19 protein-coding genes are annotated in these 24,590 nt (G+C 52.2%); 7 read left to right on the top strand and 12 right to left on the bottom strand.

Annotation, left to right across the window (positions count from 1 at the left end; genetic code table 11):
- The first annotated feature begins 36 nt into the window (after positions 1–36).
- From thiC to H9644_RS20655, 7 genes are all read left to right on the top strand, one after another.
- A complete protein-coding gene (gene thiC / locus H9644_RS20685; RefSeq protein WP_064530411.1) occupies positions 37–1,932 on the top strand; it encodes a phosphomethylpyrimidine synthase ThiC in 1,896 nt (631 codons plus the stop codon).
- A complete protein-coding gene (gene thiE / locus H9644_RS20680) occupies positions 1,932–2,567 on the top strand; it encodes a thiamine phosphate synthase (RefSeq protein ID WP_191776389.1) in 636 nt (211 codons plus the stop codon). Before thiC ends, thiE begins: the two co-directional genes overlap by 1 nt.
- On the top strand, positions 2,560–3,315 hold the full coding sequence (gene thiF, locus H9644_RS20675; RefSeq protein WP_191776381.1) for a thiazole biosynthesis adenylyltransferase ThiF: 756 nt from the start codon (positions 2,560–2,562) through the stop codon (positions 3,313–3,315). The genes thiE and thiF overlap by 8 nt, the downstream gene beginning before the upstream one ends.
- Positions 3,299–3,499, top strand: a complete 201-nt coding sequence (thiS, locus tag H9644_RS20670) for a sulfur carrier protein ThiS (protein ID WP_191776377.1) — start codon at positions 3,299–3,301, stop codon at positions 3,497–3,499. The genes thiF and thiS overlap by 17 nt, the downstream gene beginning before the upstream one ends.
- 1 nt (position 3,500) lies before the next feature.
- Positions 3,501–4,271 carry a thiazole synthase gene (gene thiG / locus H9644_RS20665; RefSeq protein ID WP_191776374.1) on the top strand — a complete coding sequence of 257 codons (771 nt, stop codon included), beginning with the start codon at positions 3,501–3,503 and terminating at the stop codon, positions 4,269–4,271.
- A complete protein-coding gene (gene thiH, locus H9644_RS20660; protein WP_064530406.1) occupies positions 4,268–5,401 on the top strand; it encodes a 2-iminoacetate synthase ThiH in 1,134 nt (377 codons plus the stop codon). The genes thiG and thiH overlap by 4 nt, the downstream gene beginning before the upstream one ends.
- Positions 5,402–5,733: 332 nt before the next feature.
- On the top strand, positions 5,734–6,369 hold the full coding sequence (locus H9644_RS20655) for a DUF4867 family protein (RefSeq protein ID WP_064530405.1): 636 nt from the start codon (positions 5,734–5,736) through the stop codon (positions 6,367–6,369).
- A gap of 30 nt (positions 6,370–6,399) precedes the next feature.
- Here H9644_RS20655 and H9644_RS20650 read toward each other — a convergent pair whose 3' ends face one another.
- The 12 genes from H9644_RS20650 to H9644_RS20595 all read right to left on the bottom strand — a co-directional run.
- Positions 6,400–9,054 (bottom strand): hypothetical protein, encoded by a 2,655-nt coding sequence (locus H9644_RS20650; protein WP_191776371.1) that lies wholly within the window; start codon positions 9,052–9,054, stop codon positions 6,400–6,402.
- On the bottom strand, positions 9,047–10,546 hold the full coding sequence (locus H9644_RS20645; RefSeq protein ID WP_064530403.1) for a purine-cytosine permease family protein: 1,500 nt from the start codon (positions 10,544–10,546) through the stop codon (positions 9,047–9,049). The genes H9644_RS20650 and H9644_RS20645 overlap by 8 nt, the downstream gene beginning before the upstream one ends.
- A gap of 1 nt (position 10,547) precedes the next feature.
- Entirely contained in the window at positions 10,548–11,765 is a 1,218-nt protein-coding gene (gene rbsK, locus H9644_RS20640) for a ribokinase (RefSeq protein ID WP_191776368.1), read from the bottom strand.
- Positions 11,766–12,025: 260 nt separating this feature from the next.
- On the bottom strand, positions 12,026–16,249 hold the full coding sequence (rpoC, locus tag H9644_RS20635) for a DNA-directed RNA polymerase subunit beta' (RefSeq protein WP_000653937.1): 4,224 nt from the start codon (positions 16,247–16,249) through the stop codon (positions 12,026–12,028).
- A 76-nt stretch (positions 16,250–16,325) separates the two neighbouring features.
- Positions 16,326–20,354 carry a DNA-directed RNA polymerase subunit beta gene (gene rpoB / locus H9644_RS20630; protein WP_191776364.1) on the bottom strand — a complete coding sequence of 1,343 codons (4,029 nt, stop codon included), beginning with the start codon at positions 20,352–20,354 and terminating at the stop codon, positions 16,326–16,328.
- Between the two features lie 319 nt (positions 20,355–20,673).
- Positions 20,674–21,039: a 50S ribosomal protein L7/L12 gene (gene rplL / locus H9644_RS20625; RefSeq protein ID WP_000028879.1), complete on the bottom strand. Its 366-nt coding sequence runs from the start codon at positions 21,037–21,039 to the stop codon at positions 20,674–20,676.
- A 66-nt stretch (positions 21,040–21,105) separates the two neighbouring features.
- A complete protein-coding gene (gene rplJ, locus H9644_RS20620; RefSeq protein WP_001207201.1) occupies positions 21,106–21,603 on the bottom strand; it encodes a 50S ribosomal protein L10 in 498 nt (165 codons plus the stop codon).
- Between the two features lie 412 nt (positions 21,604–22,015).
- On the bottom strand, positions 22,016–22,720 hold the full coding sequence (gene rplA, locus H9644_RS20615; protein ID WP_001096684.1) for a 50S ribosomal protein L1: 705 nt from the start codon (positions 22,718–22,720) through the stop codon (positions 22,016–22,018).
- 3 nt (positions 22,721–22,723) lie between these two features.
- Entirely contained in the window at positions 22,724–23,152 is a 429-nt protein-coding gene (gene rplK, locus H9644_RS20610; RefSeq protein ID WP_001085926.1) for a 50S ribosomal protein L11, read from the bottom strand.
- Positions 23,153–23,310: 158 nt separating this feature from the next.
- On the bottom strand, positions 23,311–23,856 hold the full coding sequence (gene nusG, locus H9644_RS20605) for a transcription termination/antitermination protein NusG (RefSeq protein ID WP_001287521.1): 546 nt from the start codon (positions 23,854–23,856) through the stop codon (positions 23,311–23,313).
- A 1-nt stretch (position 23,857) separates the two neighbouring features.
- A complete protein-coding gene (gene secE, locus H9644_RS20600) occupies positions 23,858–24,241 on the bottom strand; it encodes a preprotein translocase subunit SecE (protein WP_001275702.1) in 384 nt (127 codons plus the stop codon).
- Positions 24,242–24,470: 229 nt separating this feature from the next.
- Positions 24,471–24,590: EF-Tu C-terminal domain-related protein (locus H9644_RS20595; protein WP_001692289.1), on the bottom strand; the 120-nt coding region annotated here is incomplete at its 5' end.

Genomic DNA, 24,590 nt, shown 5'->3' with positions numbered 1-24,590 from the left:
TCTGACAAGCCACGTCCTTAACTTTTGGAATGAGCTATGTCTGCAACAAAACTGACCCGCCGCGAACAGCGCGCCCAGGCCCAACATTTTATCGACACCCTGGAAGGCACCGCCTTTCCCAACTCAAAACGCATTTACATCACCGGCACACATCCCGGCGTGCGTGTGCCAATGCGTGAGATCCAGCTTAACCCGACGCTAATTGGCGGCAGCAAAGAACAGCCGCAGTACGAAGAAAACGAAGCGATTCCGGTCTACGACACCTCCGGCCCGTATGGCGATCCGCAGATCGCCATTAACGTGCAGCAAGGGCTGGCAAAGCTGCGTCAGCCGTGGATCGAGGCGCGCGGCGATACCGAAGAACTCACCGTGCGCAGTTCCGATTACAGCAAAGCGCGGCTGGCAGATGATGGCCTCGACGAGCTGCGTTTTAGCGGCGTATTAACGCCAAAACGCGCCAAAGCAGGCCGCCGCGTCACGCAGTTGCACTACGCCCGTCAGGGCATCATCACACCGGAGATGGAATTCATCGCCATTCGCGAGAATATGGGACGCGAGCGCATTCGTAGCGAAGTTTTGCGCCACCAGCATCCTGGAATGAGCTTTGGTGCTCGCCTGCCGGAAAATATCACCGCGGAATTTGTCCGTGATGAAGTCGCTGCCGGACGTGCCATTATCCCTGCTAATATCAATCATCCGGAATCGGAGCCGATGATCATTGGTCGCAACTTCCTGGTAAAAGTTAACGCCAATATCGGCAACTCGGCGGTCACCTCTTCCATCGAAGAAGAAGTGGAAAAACTGGTGTGGTCCACGCGCTGGGGAGCGGATACGGTGATGGATCTCTCCACCGGTCGCTATATTCACGAAACCCGCGAGTGGATTTTGCGTAACAGCCCGGTGCCGATCGGTACTGTGCCGATCTACCAGGCGCTGGAGAAAGTTAACGGGATCGCTGAAGATCTTACCTGGGAAACGTTCCGCGACACACTGCTGGAACAGGCCGAGCAGGGAGTGGATTACTTCACTATCCATGCGGGCGTGCTGCTGCGCTACGTGCCGATGACCGCCAAACGTCTGACCGGTATTGTGTCGCGCGGCGGTTCGATTATGGCGAAATGGTGCCTCTCCCACCATCAGGAAAATTTCCTCTATCAACACTTCCGCGAAATTTGTGAAATCTGTGCCGCTTATGACGTTTCGCTGTCATTGGGCGACGGCCTGCGTCCCGGTTCTATTCAGGACGCCAACGATGAAGCGCAGTTTGCCGAGCTGCATACGCTGGGCGAACTGACCAAAATCGCCTGGGAATATGACGTGCAGGTGATGATTGAAGGCCCGGGGCATGTGCCGATGCAGATGATCCGCCGCAATATGACCGAGGAGTTAGAGCGCTGCCATGAAGCGCCGTTCTATACCCTCGGGCCGCTGACCACCGACATTGCGCCGGGCTATGACCACTTCACGTCAGGGATTGGCGCGGCGATGATTGGCTGGTTTGGCTGCGCGATGCTTTGTTACGTAACGCCAAAAGAGCATCTGGGTCTGCCTAATAAAGAAGATGTTAAGCAGGGGCTTATCACCTATAAGATTGCTGCCCACGCCGCCGACCTGGCGAAAGGGCATCCGGGTGCGCAAATTCGCGATAACGCCATGTCGAAAGCCCGCTTCGAATTTCGCTGGGAAGACCAGTTTAATCTGGCCCTCGACCCGTTTACCGCCCGCGCTTATCACGATGAAACCCTGCCGCAAGAATCCGGCAAAGTCGCCCATTTTTGCTCCATGTGTGGGCCGAAATTCTGCTCGATGAAAATCAGCCAGGAAGTGCGCGATTATGCCGCCGCGCAGACTATTGAAGTGGGAATGGCGGATATGTCAGAGAACTTCCGCGCCAGAGGCGGGGAAATCTACCTGCGTAAGGAGGAAGCGTGATGTATCAGCCTGATTTTCCTCCCGTACCTTTTCGTTTAGGACTGTACCCGGTAGTGGACAGCGTACAGTGGATCGAACGCCTGCTGGATGCAGGCGTGCGTACTCTCCAGCTACGCATCAAAGATCAGCGCGATAAAGAGGTGGAAGCCGATGTCGTGGCGGTAATTGCGCTGGGCCGCCGCTATAACGCACGGCTGTTTATCAACGATTACTGGCGGCTGGCGATTAAGCATCAGGCGTATGGCGTCCATTTGGGGCAGGAAGATTTGCAAGCCACCGATCTCCACGCCATCCACGCGGCAGGTCTGCGACTGGGCGTTTCGACCCATGATGATATGGAGATCGACGTCGCACTGGCAGCACGTCCTTCTTATATCGCGCTGGGACATGTGTTCCCGACGCAAACCAAACAGATGCCTTCTGCACCGCAGGGGCTGGAACAGCTGGCGCGGCACATTGAGCGTCTGGCGGATTATCCCACCGTGGCAATTGGCGGTATCAATCTGGCGCGCGCGCCTGCAGTGATGGCGACGGGTGTCGGCAGTATCGCCGTCGTCAGCGCCATTACCCAGGCAGCAGACTGGCGTTTGGCAACGGAACAGTTGCTGGAAATAGCAGGAGTTGGCGATGAATGACCGTGACTTTATGCGTTATAGCCGCCAAATTCTGCTCGACGACATTGCCATTGAAGGGCAGCAAAAACTGCTCGACAGCCAGGTGCTGATTATCGGTCTTGGCGGGCTGGGTACGCCCGCTGCGCTGTACCTGGCGGGCGCTGGCGTCGGGACGCTGGTACTGGCAGATGACGACGATGTGCATTTAAGCAATCTGCAACGACAAATCCTCTTTACCACTGAAGATATCGACCGCCCGAAATCGCTAGTCTGCCAACAGCGACTGACGCAATTGAATCCCGATATTCAACTGGTGGCATTACAACAACGGTTAACGGGTGAGGCGTTAAAAGATGCAGTAGCACGGGTCGATGTGGTGCTCGACTGTACCGACAATATGGCGACTCGCCAGGAGATTAATGCCGCCTGCGTGGCACTCAACACGCCGCTTATTACCGCCAGCGCAGTCGGTTTTGGTGGTCAGTTGATGGTACTGACACCGCCCTGGGAGCAGGGTTGTTATCGCTGCCTGTGGCCGGATAACCAGGAGCCAGAACGCAACTGCCGCACGGCTGGCGTGGTTGGCCCGGTGGTCGGCGTCATGGGGACGTTGCAGGCACTGGAAGCAATTAAGTTATTGAGCGGTATAGAGACGCCTGCGGGAGAACTCCGGCTGTTCGACGGTAAATCGAGCCAGTGGCGCAGCCTGGCGTTGCGCCGCGCCACAGAATGCCCGGTATGTGGAGGATGCAATGCAGATCCTGTTTAACGATCAACCGATGCAATGCGCCGCCGGACAAACTGTTCACGAACTGCTGGAGCAACTCGGTCAACAACAAGCGGGCGCAGCACTGGCGATTAATCACCAAATCGTTCCACGCGAGCAATGGGCGCAACATATCGTGCAGGATGGCGACCAGATCCTGCTTTTTCAGGTTATTGCAGGGGGTTGAGATGTTACGTATTGCGGACAAAACGTTTGATTCACATCTTTTTACCGGTACCGGGAAATTCGCCTCTTCACAACTGATGGTGGAGGCGATCCGCGCTTCCGGCAGCCAGCTGGTGACGCTGGCGATGAAACGCGTCGACTTGCGCCAACACAATGACGATATCCTCGCCCCGCTTATCGCGGCGGGTGTAACACTGTTGCCGAATACTTCCGGGGCGAAAACAGCGGAAGAAGCTATCTTCGCCGCCCATCTGGCACGTGAAGCGTTAGGCACACACTGGCTAAAATTAGAGATTCATCCGGACGCACGCTGGCTATTGCCCGATCCTATCGAAACATTAAAAGCCGCCGAAACACTGGTGCAACAGGGATTCGTCGTGCTGCCTTACTGCGGTGCCGATCCGGTATTGTGCAAACGTCTGGAAGAAGTGGGCTGTGCCGCGGTGATGCCGCTCGGCGCACCGATTGGCTCGAATCAGGGGCTGGAAACCCGTGCCATGCTGGAGATTATTATCCAGCAAGCCACGGTTCCGGTGGTCGTTGATGCTGGCATCGGCGTTCCCAGCCACGCCGCGCAGGCGCTGGAAATGGGCGCCGACGCCGTGTTGGTCAATACGGCGATTGCCGTCGCGGACGATCCCGTCAATATGGCGAGGGCGTTCCGTCTGGCGGTAGAAGCGGGCCTGCTGGCACGTCAGTCCGGGCCGGGCAGTCGCAGTCATTTTGCTCATGCCACCAGCCCACTGACCGGATTTCTGGAGGCATCGTCATGAAAACCTTCAGCGATCGCTGGCGACAACTGGACTGGGAAGACATCCGCCTGCGTATCAACAGCAAAACCGCTGCTGACGTAGAGCGAGCGCTAAATGCCTCGCAACTCACCCGCGACGACATGATGGCGCTACTGTCACCCGCCGCCAGCGCATATCTGGAACCGCTGGCCCAACGGGCGCAGCGTCTGACCCGCCAGCGATTTGGCAACACCGTCAGCTTCTACGTCCCGCTTTATCTTTCTAATCTTTGCGCTAATGACTGCACTTACTGCGGATTTTCCATGAGCAACCGCATCAAGCGCAAAACGCTGGATGAAACGGATATCGCCAGGGAAAGCGCCGCTATACGGGAGATGGGCTTTGAACATCTACTGTTAGTCACCGGTGAACATCAGGCGAAAGTGGGGATGGATTACTTTCGTCGTCATCTCCCTACCCTGCGTGAGCAGTTCTCTTCGCTACAGATGGAAGTGCAACCGCTGGCGGAGGCGGAATATGCCGAGTTAAAGCAGCTTGGTCTGGACGGGGTGATGGTTTATCAGGAGACGTATCACCAAGCGACATATGCCCGTCATCATCTGAAAGGTCAAAAACAGGACTTCTTCTGGCGGCTGGAAACGCCGGACCGGCTGGGCCGCGCGGGGATTGATAAGATAGGCCTCGGCGCGCTGATCGGTCTTTCTGACAACTGGCGCGTTGACTGCTATATGGTTGCCGAACATTTGCTATGGCTACAACAGCATTACTGGCAAAGCCGTTACTCTGTCTCCTTCCCACGCCTGCGCCCGTGTACTGGCGGGATTGAGCCAGCGTCAATTATGGATGAACGCCAGTTAGTGCAAACCATCTGCGCCTTCCGTCTGCTTGCGCCGGAAATTGAACTCTCACTCTCCACGCGGGAATCACCGTGGTTTCGCGATCGCGTTATTCCGCTGGCGATCAATAATGTCAGCGCCTTTTCGAAAACACAACCAGGTGGTTATGCCGACGATCACCCTGAGCTGGAGCAGTTCTCACCGCACGACGATCGCAGACCTGAAGCGGTTGCTGCCGCGTTAACCGCTCAGGGTTTGCAGCCGGTATGGAAAGACTGGGACAGCTATCTGGGACGTGCCTCGCAAAGGCTATGAGACAAAATGTAAGGACGTAAATTTATTCCGAGCCGCTACGGAAGATGAAAAACGCAAGGTTGTTGAAAGCGTTGCGTTTTTTTATGGTAGTGCCGTCAGCAGGAATGTTGTCCAGGGCGAAAAGCTTCTTCCTCGTTTCGCCCTGCCTTTCTTAAAATAACGTCTCAGCACGCTATTTCATTATTTCCCGCAAAAACATCCATTAATATTGCAATTGTTTTAACACAGAAGATACAAGGCTTTAATTGCAAAGCAAGATCACCGTCAAAAAAAGAGTGTGCAATATCAGGATATAATAATATTAACTTTACCAAAAATATGGCCCGGACATCATGACAGTTTACATAAAAAAGACGTTATCAATTCATAGTGATGAATTTCACCCATACGGAAACGTAATTTCTGCAATAAATGTAGATCCATTGCTTAAATACCTTAAAGATGAAATTTCTGTACCTGAGGATCAGGTGGCATATGTCAGAAGTGATGATCGCTTAAACCAATACCCCGCCGTGAGCGACATTCAGCGCCAAATCTACGGTGAAATGCCTGTTCAGACTGGGTATGTTTGTGGGGTAAATACCACCCAGGATGGCTTTGAATATCACCAGGGGAGTGAAATCATTATCGCTGCCAGCGATTTTTTCCTGTTTTTAGGTAAACGAGAGTTGATGCACGGGGATACATTTAATGGTGAACTTGCTCAACCATTTTTCATTCCGGAAAAATCGGTGATTGAACTTTATAGTACAACGCTACATTACTGCCCCATTAGTATAAATGCACAACCTTTTAGCGCAGCGATTATTCTTCTTGATGGAACTAATAAAGATATAGACGGCGAAAATAACCCCGCAATGTTGAGCAAGCGAAATACTTGGTTTATCGCCCATGAAAGTTTCACGGAGCATCCTTGCCCATTTTTAAAAGGACCACATCTTTGCGTTAATGACATTATTCATGGGTGAAAAAGGCGAAGATTTCTCTTCGCCTCCTCTTTACCCGGCGATTACCGTCACGCTGTCTTTGGTTCGCACGCGTGGTGGCATGGTCAAACCGCAGCGATCCCGCTCGTTCCCCTGCCATGCACTCGCAGAATAATAATGATTCGCTGCCGATGGGTAGACCACTACCGCCAGTTCATTACGCTTTTTCAGTAAAGACTGTGGCAAGGTGAAGCGATATTCCGGCCAGCCCTTTTCGGCAATTAACGTATCGTTAAGCCAGATAGCGACGCTTCCATGCACTTCCGGTAAATAAAGCTCAATATCGTCGGTAATCGTCTCCAGCGCAAAGCGTAACTGGTAGCGCCCTGGGCCACACCACGCCTCCATCCCCTGCTGCTCCCACCCTTTTGTTACCTCAACGGGTCGGGAAACGTTATCCACCAGCAGCTGCCAGTACTTATCCAGCACTACCTCGTGGCGATTTTCCGCTACTTGTAATGAGAAACAACGGGTCTGCCAGGGTTCGATTTGTAGCGGATAACTTCCCGCGAGATGCGCTTCCAGCACTGAAACCTCTCCCGTCGCAAGATGCCACTCCGACAACTGCCCGCTGAGGCCCGGAAAATGTAACCAACCGTAGAGCGGGGTATCACCGTCGTTAAATACGCTGACGTAACGCGATGTTTCATCCTGTGTGATGCGGGTCCAGACGGCAGTTTTTCGAGGGGGATAGTCAACAAAAGGGCGATCATTTCTCAGCGTGTCGGCTAGCATGCTGCACTGAGGTTGCGCTTCAATCAGCTTTTGCAGCCTTTCGGTAAGAGAGCGATCTTCACCTTTTTCCTCGCTATATGCCGCAAACTCACCGGCGATCAGAAGCTGGCCTCCGGCAGCGACAAAGCGCTCCAGCTGGCTCAGTGTGGCGGCTGATTTCACCACCTTAACATCCGCTAACAGAAGCGCCGGGAAATTCATGCCGTTAATGCGCGTTCCGTCAGCCTGGAGTAAATTCTCTTCATCAATAAAGAAATATTCAAATCCCTGAGCGCTGAGTTGTTGTGCCCAATATTCGCCTGACTGCCCTTCGTTGCCATCCACGCCACAGTGCCAGAAAGTCCGTTTGGGGTAGAGTACGCCAACATCAACATACGGCTCTCCCTGCTCAAGAAATTCAGCAAGGCGGCCAGATTCCTGAGCAAACCCAGCGTGGAAAGCGTACCAGGGCTGGAAGTTAACGCCCGGCGCAAAATCAAAACGCGGATTACTTAACACATCGTCATTTGCCTCCCCATCCGTCAGCCAGAACGCGTGCATCAAAAATTGCCGCGCGCCGAGGAGGTGATGTCGCAATGCCTGCAACCGGATGTCATGCAGTGAAATTTCCCACTGCCCGGCGGCAAAATGCGTACCTGGCTTCACCCGCGCATAATATTGCTCGACAATGCACCCTTTACGCCCGTGAGCGCGCGCCACGGAGTCGCCGACCTTCGCGGCCATCTGCGACTCGCTATTTCGCGAATCGACAGCCGTAATATCCCGCCAGCCATCAAGAGCAAAGTAATCCATAGCAAAATTACATCGGTTATCTTCGGTGATGATTTTACTGGCGAAATTCCAGCTACTGACGTGACCTAATACTTCATGACCACTTAGCTGTATTCCCTGCTGGTGCGCCCATTCTGACAACGTACCAAAAAAGGCCTGCATCGCCTGTCTGGAATAACAGGAAAAAAGCTCACAGCGCCGACGAGCGGTACGACTACCAATATCCATGACTAACGACATGAGGTTTTCAGCCAGGCAGTAAGGTGCCTGTTGCAACGCATCGATGAACCTTTTTTCATACATTAAGGAGGATTTGACCGCGCCAGTATGTTCATTCCATTGCCAGAAACAGGCATGGGGCTGGTCGAAAAAGAGATATGCCACCGTCTTACCAAAATGATCGCCAAAAGCGCGGGCATAAGGTTCATAGCCGACACGAATAAAATTTTCTGCCGCTTCGGGCATCAGGTAATTAATCATCCGTGAGGTCAGGCAGCGTGCCGCGGCAAAGAGCGTCACCACTGTGTCAGCCCCCCAGGGCAGATCGCTTCCTGTAAAGTTAACTTCAAATTCCTCTGTGGTTGCTTTGGTGATGCGGGCTAATGAAGAAACATCAACAATTTCATCCGAGTTGCACTGCCCTGATGAAGAGGTGGCATACGCGGCGACAATTTCCCAATCATCCCACGCCGGTTTACCGCCGGCAAAAATCCACTCCATTCCACACTGTTGTAGCGCCTGCGCATCTGCAGAGCGGAGCCCGGAAAGGCGACATGTCAGTACATCTGCAGACCGGCTGGACTGGCTCCAGAAAAGATGGCGCTCACGCAACTCGTCTCTTCCTTCAACGGTCCTTCCCCCGGCGTGTCCGGAAAGCCAGTTGTAATCATCGTAGATGCCCATCATCAGCCCCATACTGGCAGCTTTATCAGCCGTGTAGCGGCAGGCTGCCAGCCACTCCTCACTGAGATAACTCTTCAGCGGAAGGCTCAGACGTGCGGCTATCTGAAATGAACCATATCCTCCCGCCTGCAATTGCCTCAGTTGGCTATCGATCTGCTCTTTGTCCGGAATGGTATGCCAGAACCAGTAGGTTGCAGGCAAGTGCCATACATCAGGGTTTTTAAAGCCTTGACGCGCCTGTGTTAACGAATCACTCATGGCTTTTCCCCTTTTTAATCGGTGGAACATCACAATGACAAATGTATGTCAAAATGGCATACAGCGCCGCGCCCACCAACATCGCCACCACCACGCCAATATTTGCTGTCGCAAATACGCTGGTTTTGGTTTCAGCCGTCAGTAAGAAACCGACCAGGTGAGCAATCCACGGATCGCCAGAGGTGATGGTTCCCATGCCGATAACCGAGGCAACAAACAGCGACAATAGTGCTGTCCAGCGACCGTTATGCCCGCCAAGCCCCGCGGGTTGCGCCATATCGGTGTTCCAGTGCAAGCGCTTTTGCCGGGCAAAGTCAACAAGCTGGATCGCGCCCATCGATCCCAATACTACGGATACCGTCGCCAGGAAGGACTGGAAGGTTGCGAGGAACGAGTCAGAAACAAACAATAAGTAGAAGGCGCCGAACGCGATAATAACCGCATTAAGCGCGGTCGTGGTTGAGCGGCTGGCTGGAACCCCCATTGCCAGCAATGCGAGCCCCGAACTGTAAACCCCTGTAATAGCTGCCGCCAGCAGGGAGATGATGATCACGATAGAAAACGGCACATAAAACCAAAACGGCAGGAACGAGGTCAATGCAGCAATCGGCTCGGAAGCTGCTGCACCGCTCAGTTCCGGGTTACTGTCGGCCAGCAGTGCACCCAAAATCAGCAGGATGGAAACAGGAAGCGAAATCCCCAGTGACGTCCAGAAAATCACTTTCCCGGCAGCGGTTTTGCGCGGCAGATAGCGGGCGAAATCACCACCATAGTTGAGAAAGCCCAGCCCAACCATCGTCATTGCCATAACCATGCCGCCGATAAACGTTAAAAATCCGGCATTGGGCGCGGCTCCCGCCTGCGACCAGTGAATATGCGGCAGGATCAGGATAATAAAGATGATGCTCATTCCGCCCGTTAACCATGCAATATACTTTTCTACCTTCATGATCAGCTGGTGGCCGTAGATAGCAACGGACATGGTCAACACTAAGGTCACCACGAACCAGCCCAACAGGCACCCTAAGGTAGGATGACCGTTTTCTGCTGCAAATACGGTTGGCCATAACCGGGTAAAGAGAGCGGCGCCAGTGGTCGATGACAGCGTAATAATGGTGATTTTCCAGCCCATATTGGAAATATAGGCAAATAAAGTGGGGATCTTATTCCCATGATAACCAAAGGCAAATCGGGTCTGTGTTAAGGTGGGCAGCCCGGTGCGTGGCCCACCAACAGCCAAAACGCCCACCAGTGTACTGGATAAAAAATAGCCAATGACGCCAGCAACAATCGCCTGCCAGAGACTTAACCCCAGAGAGTAAACATAAATCCCATAGGTAATACCGAGGATGGAGACATTCCATGAAAACCAGATCGGGAAAAGTCCGGCGGGTGAACCATAACGTTCTTTATCGCTAACCGGATTTACCCCATTGGTTTCGACCTTCATCGTACCTGATACATCAGACGGGTTCTGGACTTGGCTCGTCATTTTATTTCCTCTCATATTGAGCAAGACGTGATAGTACGGCTTCATATTCAGGCATGTTTGATGCGCCTTCCCGCTCGACCGCCAGAGAAGCAAAAGCAGAGGCAAATTTTGCTGCACTGAGCAACGGCTGACCCTGCGCAATCGCCGCAGCAAACGCGCCATTAAACGCATCCCCCGCACCGGTAGTGTCAATACTTACTGCTTTTAGCGCTGGAATATGGATAAATTGTTCACCGTCATAAATCAGCGCACCCTGAGAACCCATCGTAATAATGATGTTTTTTGCCCCCAGGGATTTTATGATCTGCGCCGCTTCTTTCGCACTCTCAATATCATTAATCTCGACACCGGACATCAGCGACGCTTCAGTTTCATTAGGGGTCAGATAATCAACATACTGCAGACATTCTTTTGCCCGGTCAGAATAAGGGGCCGGGTTAAGGATAGTTTTCACGCCCGACCGATGCGCCATATTTAGCGCCAGCGCGGTTGCTTCAAAGTTATTTTCTAATTGCGTAAGAAATATTTTTGCATCAGCCAGTTCACCCGCAATACTGGCAACTTCCGCTTCAGTAATATATTGATTGGCGCCAGAATAAATCGCGATCTTATTTTCACCCGCAGGCTCCGAAACATATATTATGGCGCTTCCTGTTTTATGCTCTTCGTCCTGGTAGAGGGTAAAACTGCGGATGTCGGATGAAGAGAGATGGTCATGTGCCATCTGGCCGAAATGGTCGTTGCCTACTTTGCCGACAAAGTGTACCTGCACAGGGCATTTACTGGCGGCCATCGCCTGGTTTGCGCCCTTACCGCCAGGTCCAATAATGGTGTTGCTGGCAAGAATTGACTCACCGCTTTTAGGGAAGCGATCAACCTTGGCAATAATATCGACATTAAAAGATCCTAATATACAAATTTTGCTTATCATTAATTTCCCTTTTTTGTTTATCATCGAGTGTTTTCGCCGGTTGACCTGATTGAGGAACTTTTCAATAGAGATTCCAACGTTATTAACAGGTTGAGAATGGAAAATTCGACGTAATATTATTGCTCCGCCGTGACAACGCTCAACAACCCCCTGCTCCGCTAATAGATTTAAATCATTACGGATCGTTTCTTTGCTGACAGAGAATAAGATGGCAAGCTGATTAACCGTAGCCCGCTCATGTTTATTCAAATATGCCAATATTTGACGTTGTCTTTCTTTTCCAAACATGATTTCACCTCACGTAATGTTTATATCTTTTGTCATTTTCTGATTCCATGAATCCTTTCACACTACCATCACGAAAACAAAAACAAACGGGAATTTTTGGGGGAAAGATATTTTTATTCAATGGGATAGGGTTGATGGGGGGATGTTGTTTTGAAAGAAGAAACTCGAAAAATGCGTGAGAAAGCGCTTTAAATCGTAAACAGAATGCAAAAAAAAGCCAGTCAGTGTGACCTGACTGGCTTATTTCTTAAGAAGAACGATTACTCGTTATCAGATCCGCCCAGACCTGCGTTCAGCAGTTCTGCCAGGCTGGCAGATGCGTCTTCTGCAGTCACCTGCGGTGCAGCCGGAGCTTCACCCGCAGCGCGGCGGCGCATACGATCCTGGTGGTACGCATAACCGGTACCTGCCGGGATCAGACGACCCACAATAACGTTCTCTTTCAGGCCGCGCAGTTCGTCGCGTTTACCCGCAACGGCTGCTTCGGTCAGCACGCGAGTCGTCTCCTGGAACGATGCCGCGGAGATGAAGGACTCGGTTGCCAGAGACGCTTTGGTGATACCCAGCAGATCGCGAGCGTAAGTTGCACCCACTTTGCCGTTCGCTTCCAGTTCGCGGTTTGCGATCTTGACGCGAGAGTATTCAACCTGTTCGCCTTCCAGGAAGTCGGAGCTACCCGCGTTAACGATGGTGGCTTTACGCAGCATCTGACGAACGATAACTTCGATGTGTTTATCGTTAATCTTAACGCCCTGCAGACGGTATACGTCCTGTACTTCGTTAACGATGTAACGAGTCACAGCATGAACACCACGCAGACGCAGAATGTCGTGCGGCGCTTCCGGACCGTCGGAAATGACGTCACCACGTTCTACACGTTCACCTTCGAACACGTTGAGCTGACGCCATTTCGGAATCATCTCTTCGTAAGGTTCGCTACCGTCTACCGGGGTGATAACCAGACGACGTTTACCTTTGGTTTCTTTACCGAAGGAAACGACACCGCTGATTTCAGCCAGGATTGCCGGCTCTTTCGGACGACGTGCTTCGAACAGGTCCGCAACGCGCGGCAGACCACCGGTGATGTCCTTGGTACCGCCGGATTCCTGCGGAATACGCGCCAGGGTGTCACCGGAGCTGATCTGTACGCCATCTTCCAGCTGAACAATCGCTTTACCCGGCAGGAAGTACTGCGCAGGCATGTCGGTACCCGGGATCAGAACGTCGTTACCCTGAGCATCAACGATTTTCAGTGCCGGACGCAGATCTTTACCACCTGCGGTACGTTCTGCGGAATCCAGAACCACCAGCGAAGACAGACCGGTCAATTCGTCGGTCTGACGAGTAATGGTCTGGCCGTCGATCATGTCAGTAAAGCGTACAAAACCGCTTACTTCGGTGATAACCGGCATGGTGTGCGGGTCCCAGTTTGCAACGGTTTCGCCGCCAGCAACCTGTTCGCCATCACCTTTCGCCAGTACCGCACCGTAAGGCACTTTGTAGCTTTCTTTGGTACGACCGAATTCGTCGATCAGTTTCAGTTCGGTGTTACGGGAAGTGATTACCAGTTTACCGCTGGAGTTCACAACCGACTTCACGTTACTGAGCTTGATGCTACCTTTATTTTTCACCTGGATGCTGGATTCAGCAGCCGCACGAGATGCCGCACCACCGATGTGGAACGTACGCATGGTCAGCTGTGTACCCGGTTCACCGATGGACTGTGCCGCGATAACACCGATTGCTTCACCTTTGTTGATGATGTGGCCACGCGCCAGGTCACGACCGTAGCAGTGCGCACATACACCAAAGTCGGTGTCACAGGATACAACAGAACGTACTTTAACCGCGTCGACAGAGTTCTCTTCCAGCAGGTCACACCACTGTTCGTGCAGCAGCGTGTTGCGCGGAACGAGGATATCAGCAGTACCCGGCTTCAGAACGTCTTCAGCAGTTACACGACCCAGTACGCGATCGCGCAGCGGCTCTTTAACATCACCACCCTCGATAACCGGAGTCATCATGATACCTTCATGGGTACCACAATCGTCTTCGGTAACCACCAGGTCCTGCGCTACGTCAACCAGACGACGAGTCAGGTAACCGGAGTTCGCAGTTTTCAGTGCGGTATCCGCCAGACCTTTACGAGCACCGTGGGTAGAGATGAAGTACTGGAGTACGTTCAGACCTTCACGGAAGTTCGCGGTGATTGGCGTTTCGATGATGGAGCCATCCGGCTTCGCCATCAGACCACGCATACCAGCAAGCTGACGAATCTGTGCCGCAGAACCACGCGCACCGGAGTCGGCCATCATGTAGATGCTGTTGAAGGAAACCTGCTTCTCTTCCTGACCGTCACGGTTAATAACGGTTTCAGTTTGCAGGTTATCCATCATCGCTTTGGATACACGATCGTTCGCCGCAGCCCAGATATCGATAACTTTGTTGTAGCGTTCGCCCGCAGTTACCAGACCTGACTGGAACTGCTCCTGAATCTCAGCAACTTCTGCTTCTGCCTCGGAGATAATTTCGTGTTTCTTCTCCGGGATGACCATGTCATCGATACCAACCGATGCACCAGAACGCGCCGCATATGCAAAGCCGGTGTACATGATCTGGTCCGCAAAAATAACGGTCGGTTTCAGACCGAGAATGCGGTAGCAGGTGTTCAGCATTTTGGAGATTGCTTTTTTACCCAGCGCCTGGTTGACGATGGAGTAAGGCAGACCTTTCGGTACAATCATCCACAGAATGGCACGGCCAACAGTCGTGTCTTTCAGGCTGGTTTTCGCTACTAATTCACCGTTAGCATCTTTTTCATACTCGGTGATACGCACTTTGACGCGCGCATGCAGAGAGGCCAGGCCAGCGCGATAAATACGCTCTGCTTCTTTCGGGCCAGTCAGCACCATGCCTTCGCCTTTAGCGTTAACACAGTCACGGGTCATGTAGTACAGACCCAGTACAACGTCCTGAGACGGAACGATGATTGGTTCGCCGTTCGCCGGAGACAGGATGTTGTTGGTAGACATCATCAGCGCACGCGCTTCGAGCTGGGCTTCCAGCGTCAGCGGTACGTGAACAGCCATCTGGTCACCATCGAAGTCAGCGTTATATGCCGCACAAACCAGCGGGTGCAGCTGGATAGCTTTACCTTCGATCAGTACCGGTTCAAATGCCTGGATACCCAAACGGTGCAGTGTTGGTGCACGGTTCAGCAGTACCGGGTGTTCGCGGATAACTTCGTCCAGGATATCCCAAACGACAGCTTCTTCACGCTCAACCATTTTCTTCGCAGCTTTGATGGTGGTAGCAAGACCACGCAGTTCCAGCTTGCCGTAGATGAACGGTTTGAACAGCTCCAGTGCCATTTTCTTCGGCAGACCGCACTGATGCAGACGCAGGTATGGACCTACGGTGATTACAGAACGACCGGAGTAGTCAACACGCTTACCGAGCAGGTTCTGACGGAAACGACCCTGCTTACCTTTGATCATATCGGCCAAAGATTTCAGAGGACGTTTGTTCGAACCAGTAATCGCACGACCGCGACGACCGTTATCCAGCAGGGCGTCTACCGCTTCCTGCAGCATACGTTTTTCGTTACGTACGATGATGTCCGGCGCAGCCAGATCCAGCAGACGTTTCAGACGGTTGTTACGGTTAATGACGCGACGATACAGATCGTTCAGGTCAGAAGTCGCGAAACGACCACCATCCAGCGGAACCAACGGACGCAGATCTGGCGGCAGTACCGGCAGAACGGTCAGGATCATCCACTCTGGTTTGTTACCAGACTGAACGAATGCTTCCAGCAGTTTGATACGCTTGGTCAGCTTCTTACGCTTGGTTTCAGAGTTGGTTTCGTTCAGCTCTTCACGCAGCTGTTCGCACTCTTGTTCCAGATCCATGCTCTTCAGCAGAGCCTGGATTGCTTCCGCACCCATTTTCGCGTCGAATTCGTCACCGAACTCTTCCAGCGCGTCCAGATACTGCTCTTCAGTCAGGATCTGCTGGCGTTCCAGGTTGGTCATACCGCCTTCGATAACCACATAGGATTCGAAGTACAGTACGCGTTCGATATCGCGCAGCGGCATATCGAGCAGCAGGCCGATACGGGACGGCAGAGATTTCAGGAACCAGATGTGAGCAGTCGGAGACGCCAGCTCGATGTGGCCCATACGCTCACGGCGTACTTTAGTCTGGGTCACTTCAACGCCGCACTTCTCACAGATCACACCACGGTGTTTCAGGCGCTTGTACTTACCGCACAGGCACTCGTAATCTTTCACTGGCCCAAAGATACGGGCGCAGAAAAGGCCGTCACGTTCTGGTTTGAACGTACGGTAGTTGATGGTTTCCGGCTTTTTAACTTCACCGAAAGACCATGAACGGATCATGTCTGGCGAAGCCAGAGCAATTTTGATCGCATCAAACTCTTCGGTTTTAGTCTGCGCTTTCAGAAACTTTAATAAATCTTTCACGGATTTGCTCCCGTCGGAGTTAGCACAATCCGCTGCCGGGTTTTACCCCGACAGCAGTGACCTGTTTGAGCGAGAATTACTCGTCTTCCAGTTCGATGTTGATACCCAGCGAACGAATCTCTTTCAACAATACGTTGAAGGATTCTGGCATGCCCGGCTCCATCTGATGGTTGCCGTCCACGATGTTTTTATACATCTTAGTACGACCGTTCACGTCATCAGACTTAACGGTGAGCATTTCCTGCAGGGTGTATGCTGCGCCGTATGCTTCCAGCGCCCACACTTCCATCTCCCCGAAACGCTGACCACCGAACTGTGCCTTACCACCCAGCGGCTGCTGAGTAACCAGGCTGTAAGAACCGGTGGAACGCGCGTGCATCTTGTCGTCGACCAGGTGGTTCAGTTTCAGCATGTACATGTAACCGACGGTTACCGGACGTTCGAACTGTTCACCAGTGCGGCCGTCGTACAGGCGGATCTGACCAGAAGTCGGCAGGTCGCCAAGTTTCAGCAGTTCTTTAATTTCTGCTTCTTTCGCACCGTCGAAGACCGGCGTTGCGATTGGCATACCTTTGCGCAGGTTTTCAGCCAGACGCATAACTTCTTCATCGCTGAAGGTACTCAGGTCAACTTTCTGACGAACGTCAGCGCCCAGATCGTACGCACGCTGGATGAATTCGCGCAGTTTCGCGACTTCTTGCTGCTGTTTCAGCATGGCGTTGATCTTGTCGCCGATACCTTTCGCAGCCATACCCAGGTGGGTTTCGAGGATCTGACCGATGTTCATACGAGACGGTACGCCCAGCGGGTTCAGTACGATGTCAACCGGCGTACCGTTTTCATCGTAAGGCATATCTTCGATCGGGTTGATCTTAGAAATTACACCCTTGTTACCGTGACGACCTGCCATCTTGTCACCAGGCTGGATACGACGTTTAACCGCCAGATATACCTTAACAATCTTCAGCACACCCGGTGCCAGATCGTCGCCTTGAGTGATTTTGCGGCGTTTCGCTTCGAGTTTCTTCTCGAACTCGTGTTTCAGTTCGTCATACTGCTCAGCCAGCTGTTCCAGCTGATTTTGTTTCTCTTCGTCGGTCAGGCCCAGCTCCAGCCAGCGATCGCGCGGCAGTTTGTCGAGCTTCTCAGCTTCAACGCCACCGGCTACCAGCACAGCACGGATACGGCTGAACAGACCCGCTTCGAGGATCTGCAGTTCTTCAGACAGGTCTTTCTTAGCCTGTTTGAGCTGCATTTCTTCGATTTCCAGCGCACGTTTGTCTTTTTCTACGCCATCGCGAGTAAAGACCTGAACGTCGATAACCGTACCGGATACACCGTTTGGTACGCGCAGAGAAGAGTCTTTAACGTCAGACGCTTTCTCACCGAAGATCGCACGCAGCAGTTTTTCTTCTGGGGTCAGCTGGGTTTCACCTTTCGGCGTTACCTTACCAACCAGAATGTCACCACCGGTTACTTCCGCACCAATGTAAACGATACCGGATTCATCCAGTTTAGAGAGCGCAGCTTCACCCACGTTCGGGATGTCGGCGGTGATCTCTTCTGACCCCAGCTTGGTGTCACGGGACACACACGCCAGTTCCTGAATGTGGATGGTGGTGAAACGGTCTTCCTGAACAACACGCTCGGATACGAGGATGGAGTCTTCGAAGTTGTAACCATTCCACGGCATGAACGCTACGCGCATGTTCTGACCGAGCGCCAGTTCACCGAGGTCGGTGGACGGACCGTCTGCCAGCACGTCGCCACGTTCTACCGGTTCACCCAGAGACACACACGGCATCTGGTTGATACAGGTGTTCTGGTTAGAACGGGTGTATTTGGTCAGGTTGTAGATGTCGATACCAGCTTCGCCCGGATACATCTCGTCTTCGTTAACTTTGATAACGATACGGGAAGCATCCACGTACTGAACAACACCACCACGTTTAGCAACCGCAGTTACACCGGAGTCAACGGCAACAGCACGTTCCATACCCGTACCAACCAGCGGCTTATCAGCGCGCAGAGTCGGAACGGCCTGACGTTGCATGTTCGCACCCATCAATGCACGGTTGGCGTCATCGTGTTCAAGGAACGGGATCAGGGACGCACCGACGGATACCACCTGCTGGGTGGATACGTCCATGTAGTCAACCTGGTCACGGCTGAACAAGCTGGATTCGCCTTTGCTACGGCAGGTTACCAGGTCTTCTACGAAGTGGCCTTCTTCATCCAGGTTGGAGTTCGCCTGGGCGATAACGTAGTTGCCTTCTTCGATAGCAGACAGGTAGTGAATTTCGTCAGTTACAACACCGTCGGTCACTTTACGATACGGAGTCTCAAGGAAGCCGTATTCGTTAGTCTGTGCGTACACGGACAGGGAGTTAATCAGACCGATGTTCGGACCTTCAGGGGTTTCGATTGGACATACGCGACCGTAGTGAGTCGGGTGTACGTCTCGAACTTCGAAGCCTGCACGTTCACGGGTCAGACCGCCTGGGCCGAGTGCGGAGATACGACGTTTGTGCGTAATCTCAGACAGCGGGTTGTTCTGGTCCATAAACTGTGAAAGCTGGCTGGAGCCGAAGAACTCTTTCACCGCTGCGGAAATCGGCTTGGCGTTGATCATATCCTGAGGCATCAGGGTATCCAGATCGCCCAGAGACAGACGCTCTTTCACCGCACGCTCTACACGAACCAGGCCAACGCGGAACTGGTTTTCCGCCATTTCGCCAACGGAACGGATACGACGGTTGCCGAGGTGGTCGATATCATCGACTTCGCCTTTACCGTTACGGATATCAATGAGCTTTTTCATAACATCAATGATGTCGTCTTTGCTCAGGATACCGGAACCTTCGATTTCTTCGCGCAGCAGAGAACGGTTGAACTTCATACGACCAACCGCAGACAGATCATAGCGGTCTTCAGAGAAGAACAGGTTCTCGAACAGGCTTTCAGCAGCTTCACGAGTCGGCGGCTCGCCAGGGCGCATCATACGGTAGATTTCTACCAGTGCGCTCAGACGGTCGTTAGTTGGGTCGACACGTAAGGTTTCAGAAATATACGGGCCGTGATCCAGATCGTTGGTGAACAGCGTTTCGATACGCTTGTGACCAGACTGGCTCAGTTTAGCCAGCAGATCCAGGCTCAGTTCCATGTTCGCTGCGCAGATCAGCTCGCCGGTAGACTCATCAATATAGTCTTTAGCAACCACTTTACCCGCGATGTACTCAACCGGGACTTCGATCAGTTTGACGTCGTCTTTTTCCAGTTGGCGAATGTGGCGCGCAGTAATACGGCGGCCTTTTTCTACGTACACTTTACCGTTAGCTTCAATGTCAAAAGATGCGGTTTCACCACGCAGGCGTTCCGGCACCAGTTCCATCTGCAGCTTGTTATCACGGATTTCGAAAATAACTTTTTCGAAGAACAGGTCGAGAATCTGTTCAGTGGTGTAGTTCAGGGCACGCAGAATGATGGTCGCAGGCAGTTTACGGCGACGGTCGATACGTACGAACAGGTTGTCCTTCGGATCGAATTCGAAGTCCAGCCAGGAACCACGGTAAGGAATGATACGCGCGTTATACAGCACTTTACCCGAAGAGTGGGTTTTACCTTTGTCGGAGTCAAAGAAGACGCCCGGACTACGGTGCAGCTGGGAAACGATAACACGCTCAGTACCGTTGATAACAAAGGTACCGTTGTCCGTCATGAGCGGAATTTCGCCCATGTAGACTTCTTGTTCTTTAATGTCTTTTACGGTGCCTTCCGGCGCTTCGCGCTCATAGATCACCAGACGCAGTTTAACGCGCAGCGGTGCGGAATAGGTCACGCCACGGATTTGACATTCCTGGACGTCAAACACCGGTTCGCCAAGGCGGTAGCTGACGTATTGCAGCTCGGAATTACCGCTGTAGCTCTGAATCGGGAATACGGAACGGAAAGCAGCTTCCAGACCATACTGCCCTTCAGGATCTTGCTCGATAAATTTCTGAAACGAGTCAAGCTGGATAGAAAGGAGATAAGGTACATCCAGAACTTGTGGACGTTTACCAAAATCCTTACGAATACGTTTTTTCTCGGTATAGGAGTAAACCATAGGGTTCCTCAGCTCGCTGACAAGTCGACCCATCTGTCCATTGAGCGGACAGTTTGTGCAACACTATTTTGTTGACCGGAAAATGGAACACTTTCCGCAATGCCTGTTGCTATCACGCTTAAACCATTTCATTGCGATTTACACAGAACACGCGTTCTGTCGCAGTATATTAAGTCGTCGATAGAAACAAGCATTGAAAGGCACAGCAGTAGTCAAACAGTGTGAAACGCTACTGGCGCCTTACAGCGCAAAAAGGCTGGTGACCAAAAAGTCACCAGCCATCAGCCTGATTTCTCAGGCTGCAACCGGAAGGGTTGGCTTATTTAACTTCAACTTCAGCGCCAGCTTCTTCCAGGGATTTTTTCAGTGCTTCTGCGTCGTCTTTGCTCACGCCTTCTTTCAGCGCAGCCGGAGCAGATTCTACCAGGTCTTTAGCTTCTTTCAGACCCAGGCCAGTTGCGCCACGTACTGCTTTGATAACAGCAACTTTGTTAGCGCCAGCAGCTTTCAGAATTACGTCGAATTCAGTTTTTTCTTCAGCAGCTTCAACCGGGCCAGCAGCTACAGCTACAGCAGCAGCAGCGGAAACACCGAATTTTTCTTCCATTGCAGAGATCAGTTCTACAACGTCCATTACAGACATAGCTGCAACTGCTTCAATGATTTGATCTTTAGTGATAGACATTTAAATTGTTCCTGAATATCAGAATAAGTTTATACGTAAGCGAATGCTTTAAACAGATAACTGCAATTAAGCAGCTTCTTTCGCATCGCGTACAGCAGCCAGAGTACGAACCAGTTTGCCAGCCGAAGCTTCTTTCATGGTTGCCATCAGGCGTGCAATTGCTTCTTCGTAGGTCGGCAGAGTTGCCAGGCGGTCGATCTGAGACGCCGGGATCAGCTCACCTTCAAAGGCAGCGGCTTTGACCTCAAATTTTGCATTCGCTTTCGCGAACTCTTTGAACAGACGAGCAGCAGCGCCCGGGTGTTCCATAGAGTATGCAATAAGGGTCGGACCAACAAACGCGTCTTTCAGGCACTCGAACGGAGTACCTTCAACAGCACGGCGCAGCAGGGTGTTACGAACAACACGCATGTATACGCCAGCTTCGCGACCTGCTTTACGCAGTTCAGTCATTTTATCTACAGTTACGCCACGGGAATCCGCAACTACTGCAGACAGCGCGCCTTTGGCTACTTCGCTGACTTCAGCAACAATCGCTTGTTTGTCTTGAAGATTTAAAGCCATTAGCTTTGCTCCTGGATGTTTGCCAGAGAAAATCTCTGGAACTCACTTCACTCCTCCAAACGGAGAGAGCGTCTTAATTACGGTGAGCAGAAACAAGCCAGAATATAAAAGAATAATCTTAGCGTTCTGTCACCGTCTACGCAGGGGATTAAGTTTCTTGCGAAACTCCTGCGGTCTTCGACGGAGGCCTGGATAGGCCAGGCTCCAACGAACAAATCTTTTCTATCCGTCGCTATTCAGCTTGTGGCGACGTTGGCTTTCTTCGTTCGCACCAGTCACATAGTTAGCTATGCTTCTGACGACTCACTCAGTTGCCGCCTTGCCACAACCCGAATATCTCGGATATACGTCTGCATTAAGCATTATACGTGGGGGTAAGATTGTAGACAAAATCACCGCCCACGTAAAGGCATTAGTTTACAGAAGCGCTCAGGCCAGCCTGGTCAACTGCAACACCTGCACCCATGGTGGTGGAGATGCTAACTTTCTTGATGTACACGCCTTTCGCCTGAGTCGGTTTTGCTTTTTTCAGCGCAACCAGCAGAGCTTCCAGGTTTTCTTTCAGTTTGTCAGCGTCAAAGTCCACTTTACCGATGGTGGTGTGGATGATGCCGTTTTTGTCGTTACGGTAACGAACCTGGCCAGCTTTAGCGTTCTTAACCGCTTCAGCAACGTTCGGCGTTACAGTACCCACTTTCGGGTTTGGCATCAGGCCGCGCGGACCCAGAACCTGGCCCAGCTGGCCAACAACGCGCATTGCATCCGGAGAAGCAATAACAACGTCAAAGTTCATTTCGCCTTTCTTGATCTGGTCAGCCAGATCTTCCATACCTACCAGTTCAGCACCTGCAGCTTTAGCAGCTTCAGCGTTTGCACCCTGGGTAAATACGGCTACGCGAACGGAACGGCCAGTACCGTGCGGCAGTACAGTTGCACCACGTACGTTCTGGTCAGATTTACGAGCGTCGATGCCGAGGTTAACAGCAACGTCCACGCTTTCTACGAATTTAGCAGTCGCCAGCTCTTTCAGCAGAGCGATAGCTTCGTTGATGTCGTATTGTTTGGTCGCATCAACTTTCTCGCGGATAACACGCATGCGCTTGGTCAGTTTAGCCATTTCTTAGTCCTCCACTACCAGGCCCATGGAACGTGCAGTACCTTCGATGGAGCGAGTCATCGCTTCAATGTCGGCACCAGTCATGTCGGCAGCTTTGGTCTGCGCGATTTCCTGCAGCTGAGCGCGGGAAATTTTACCCACTTTGTCTTTGTTCGGCTTACCGGAACCAGACTTGATACCAGCCGCTTTTTTCAGCAGAACTGCTGCCGGCGGAGTCTTGGTAACGAAAGTGAAAGAACGGTCAGCGTAAACGGTGATTACTACCGGAATCGGCAGACCTTTTTCGATGGAATCAGTTTTTGCGTTGAACGCTTTGCAGAATTCCATGATGTTTACGCCCTGCTGACCCAGAGCCGGACCTACTGGCGGACTCGGGTTAGCCATACCAGCTGCAACCTGCAGCTTGACATAGGCTTGTACTTTCTTAGCCATTATAAATTCCTCAAGTTGGGTAATAACGCCTCTGAGAGGCTCCCCGTGATATAAAAAATCGTTTTACGGGCGAGGCCCATAAAAACAAAAGGCGCGAAATTGTATTCCAATCTCGCGCCTTGTGCAACGATTAAATCGCCGCTTTTTTGATCGCTGGGTTAGGCTTTTTCAACCTGGCTGAAGTCCAGCTCTACCGGGGTCGCACGACCGAAGATAGAAACAGAAACTTTCAGACGAGATTTCTCGTAATCCACCTCTTCAACAACACCGTTGAAGTCAGCGAACGGACCATCATTAACACGAACCATTTCACCCGGTTCAAACAGCGTTTTCGGACGCGGCTTATCACCAACCTGCTGCAGGCGGTTCATAATCGCATCAACTTCTTTATCGCTGATTGGCGCAGGACGATCGGAAGTACCGCCGATGAAGCCCATCACACGCGGTACGCTGCGCACCAGGTGCCAGCTCGCGTCGTTCATCACCATCTGAACGAGGACGTAGCCAGGGAAGAATTTGCGTTCGCTTTTGCGACGCTGACCGCCACGGATTTCAACCACTTCTTCGGTTGGAACCATGACTTCGCCAAACAACTCTTCCATGTTGTGTAATTTGATATGCTCACGCAGCGACGTTGCTACGCGGCCTTCAAAACCGGAAAACGCCTGAACGACGTACCAGCGCTTTTTAGGAGCTTCAGACATCTCAGAACCTCAGGCCAGTGATAAAGGATACCAGGCGAACCAGAATACCATCCAGTCCCCACAGGATCAGTGACATTACTGCGGTAACCGCAGCCACAATCAGCGTGGTGTGCAATGTTTCCTGGCGAGTCGGCCAAATGACCTTACGGACTTCGGTACGCGCTTCACGGGCAAAAGCAACGGTTGCTTTACCTTTTGTCGTTAACAGCGCGACACCACCCGCTGCAGCAATCAGAATTACTACGGCCAGCGCACGCAGCGGCAGCATAATGTCGCGATAAAGGTAGTTGCCGACAATCGCCACCAGGAGCAATGCCACCACAACGACCCACTTCATCGCTTCCAGGCCGCGCCCGCTTCCTTGAGCTTCGGTATTCGCACTCATAAACCAACCTGTCAGAAGTATTCTACAAACATTTTCACCCCGCGATCGCGAGGCAAACCAAATCGAAACGCGTATTAGCTTTTCGGATTATACGCCCTCAACAGAGCCTGTCTCAGCAATGATTATGACAAAGAAAATCACTGATGAGCCAGGTTCTGGTACGAAAGCGTGCAAAAAGGGCATCAAATGATGCCCTTTTATTGCGCATTGCGTCAAATGTTATCGGCAATTAGCTCAGAACTTTAGCAACAACGCCCGCGCCAACGGTACGACCGCCTTCACGGATTGCGAAACGCAGACCGTCGTCCATCGCGATCGGGTGGATCAGGGTAACAACCATTTTGATGTT

The organism is Escherichia whittamii (assembly GCF_014836715.1).
In the GTDB taxonomy this organism is placed as follows: domain Bacteria; phylum Pseudomonadota; class Gammaproteobacteria; order Enterobacterales; family Enterobacteriaceae; genus Escherichia; species Escherichia whittamii.
This window is presented reverse-complemented; position numbering and strand designations above follow the sequence as displayed.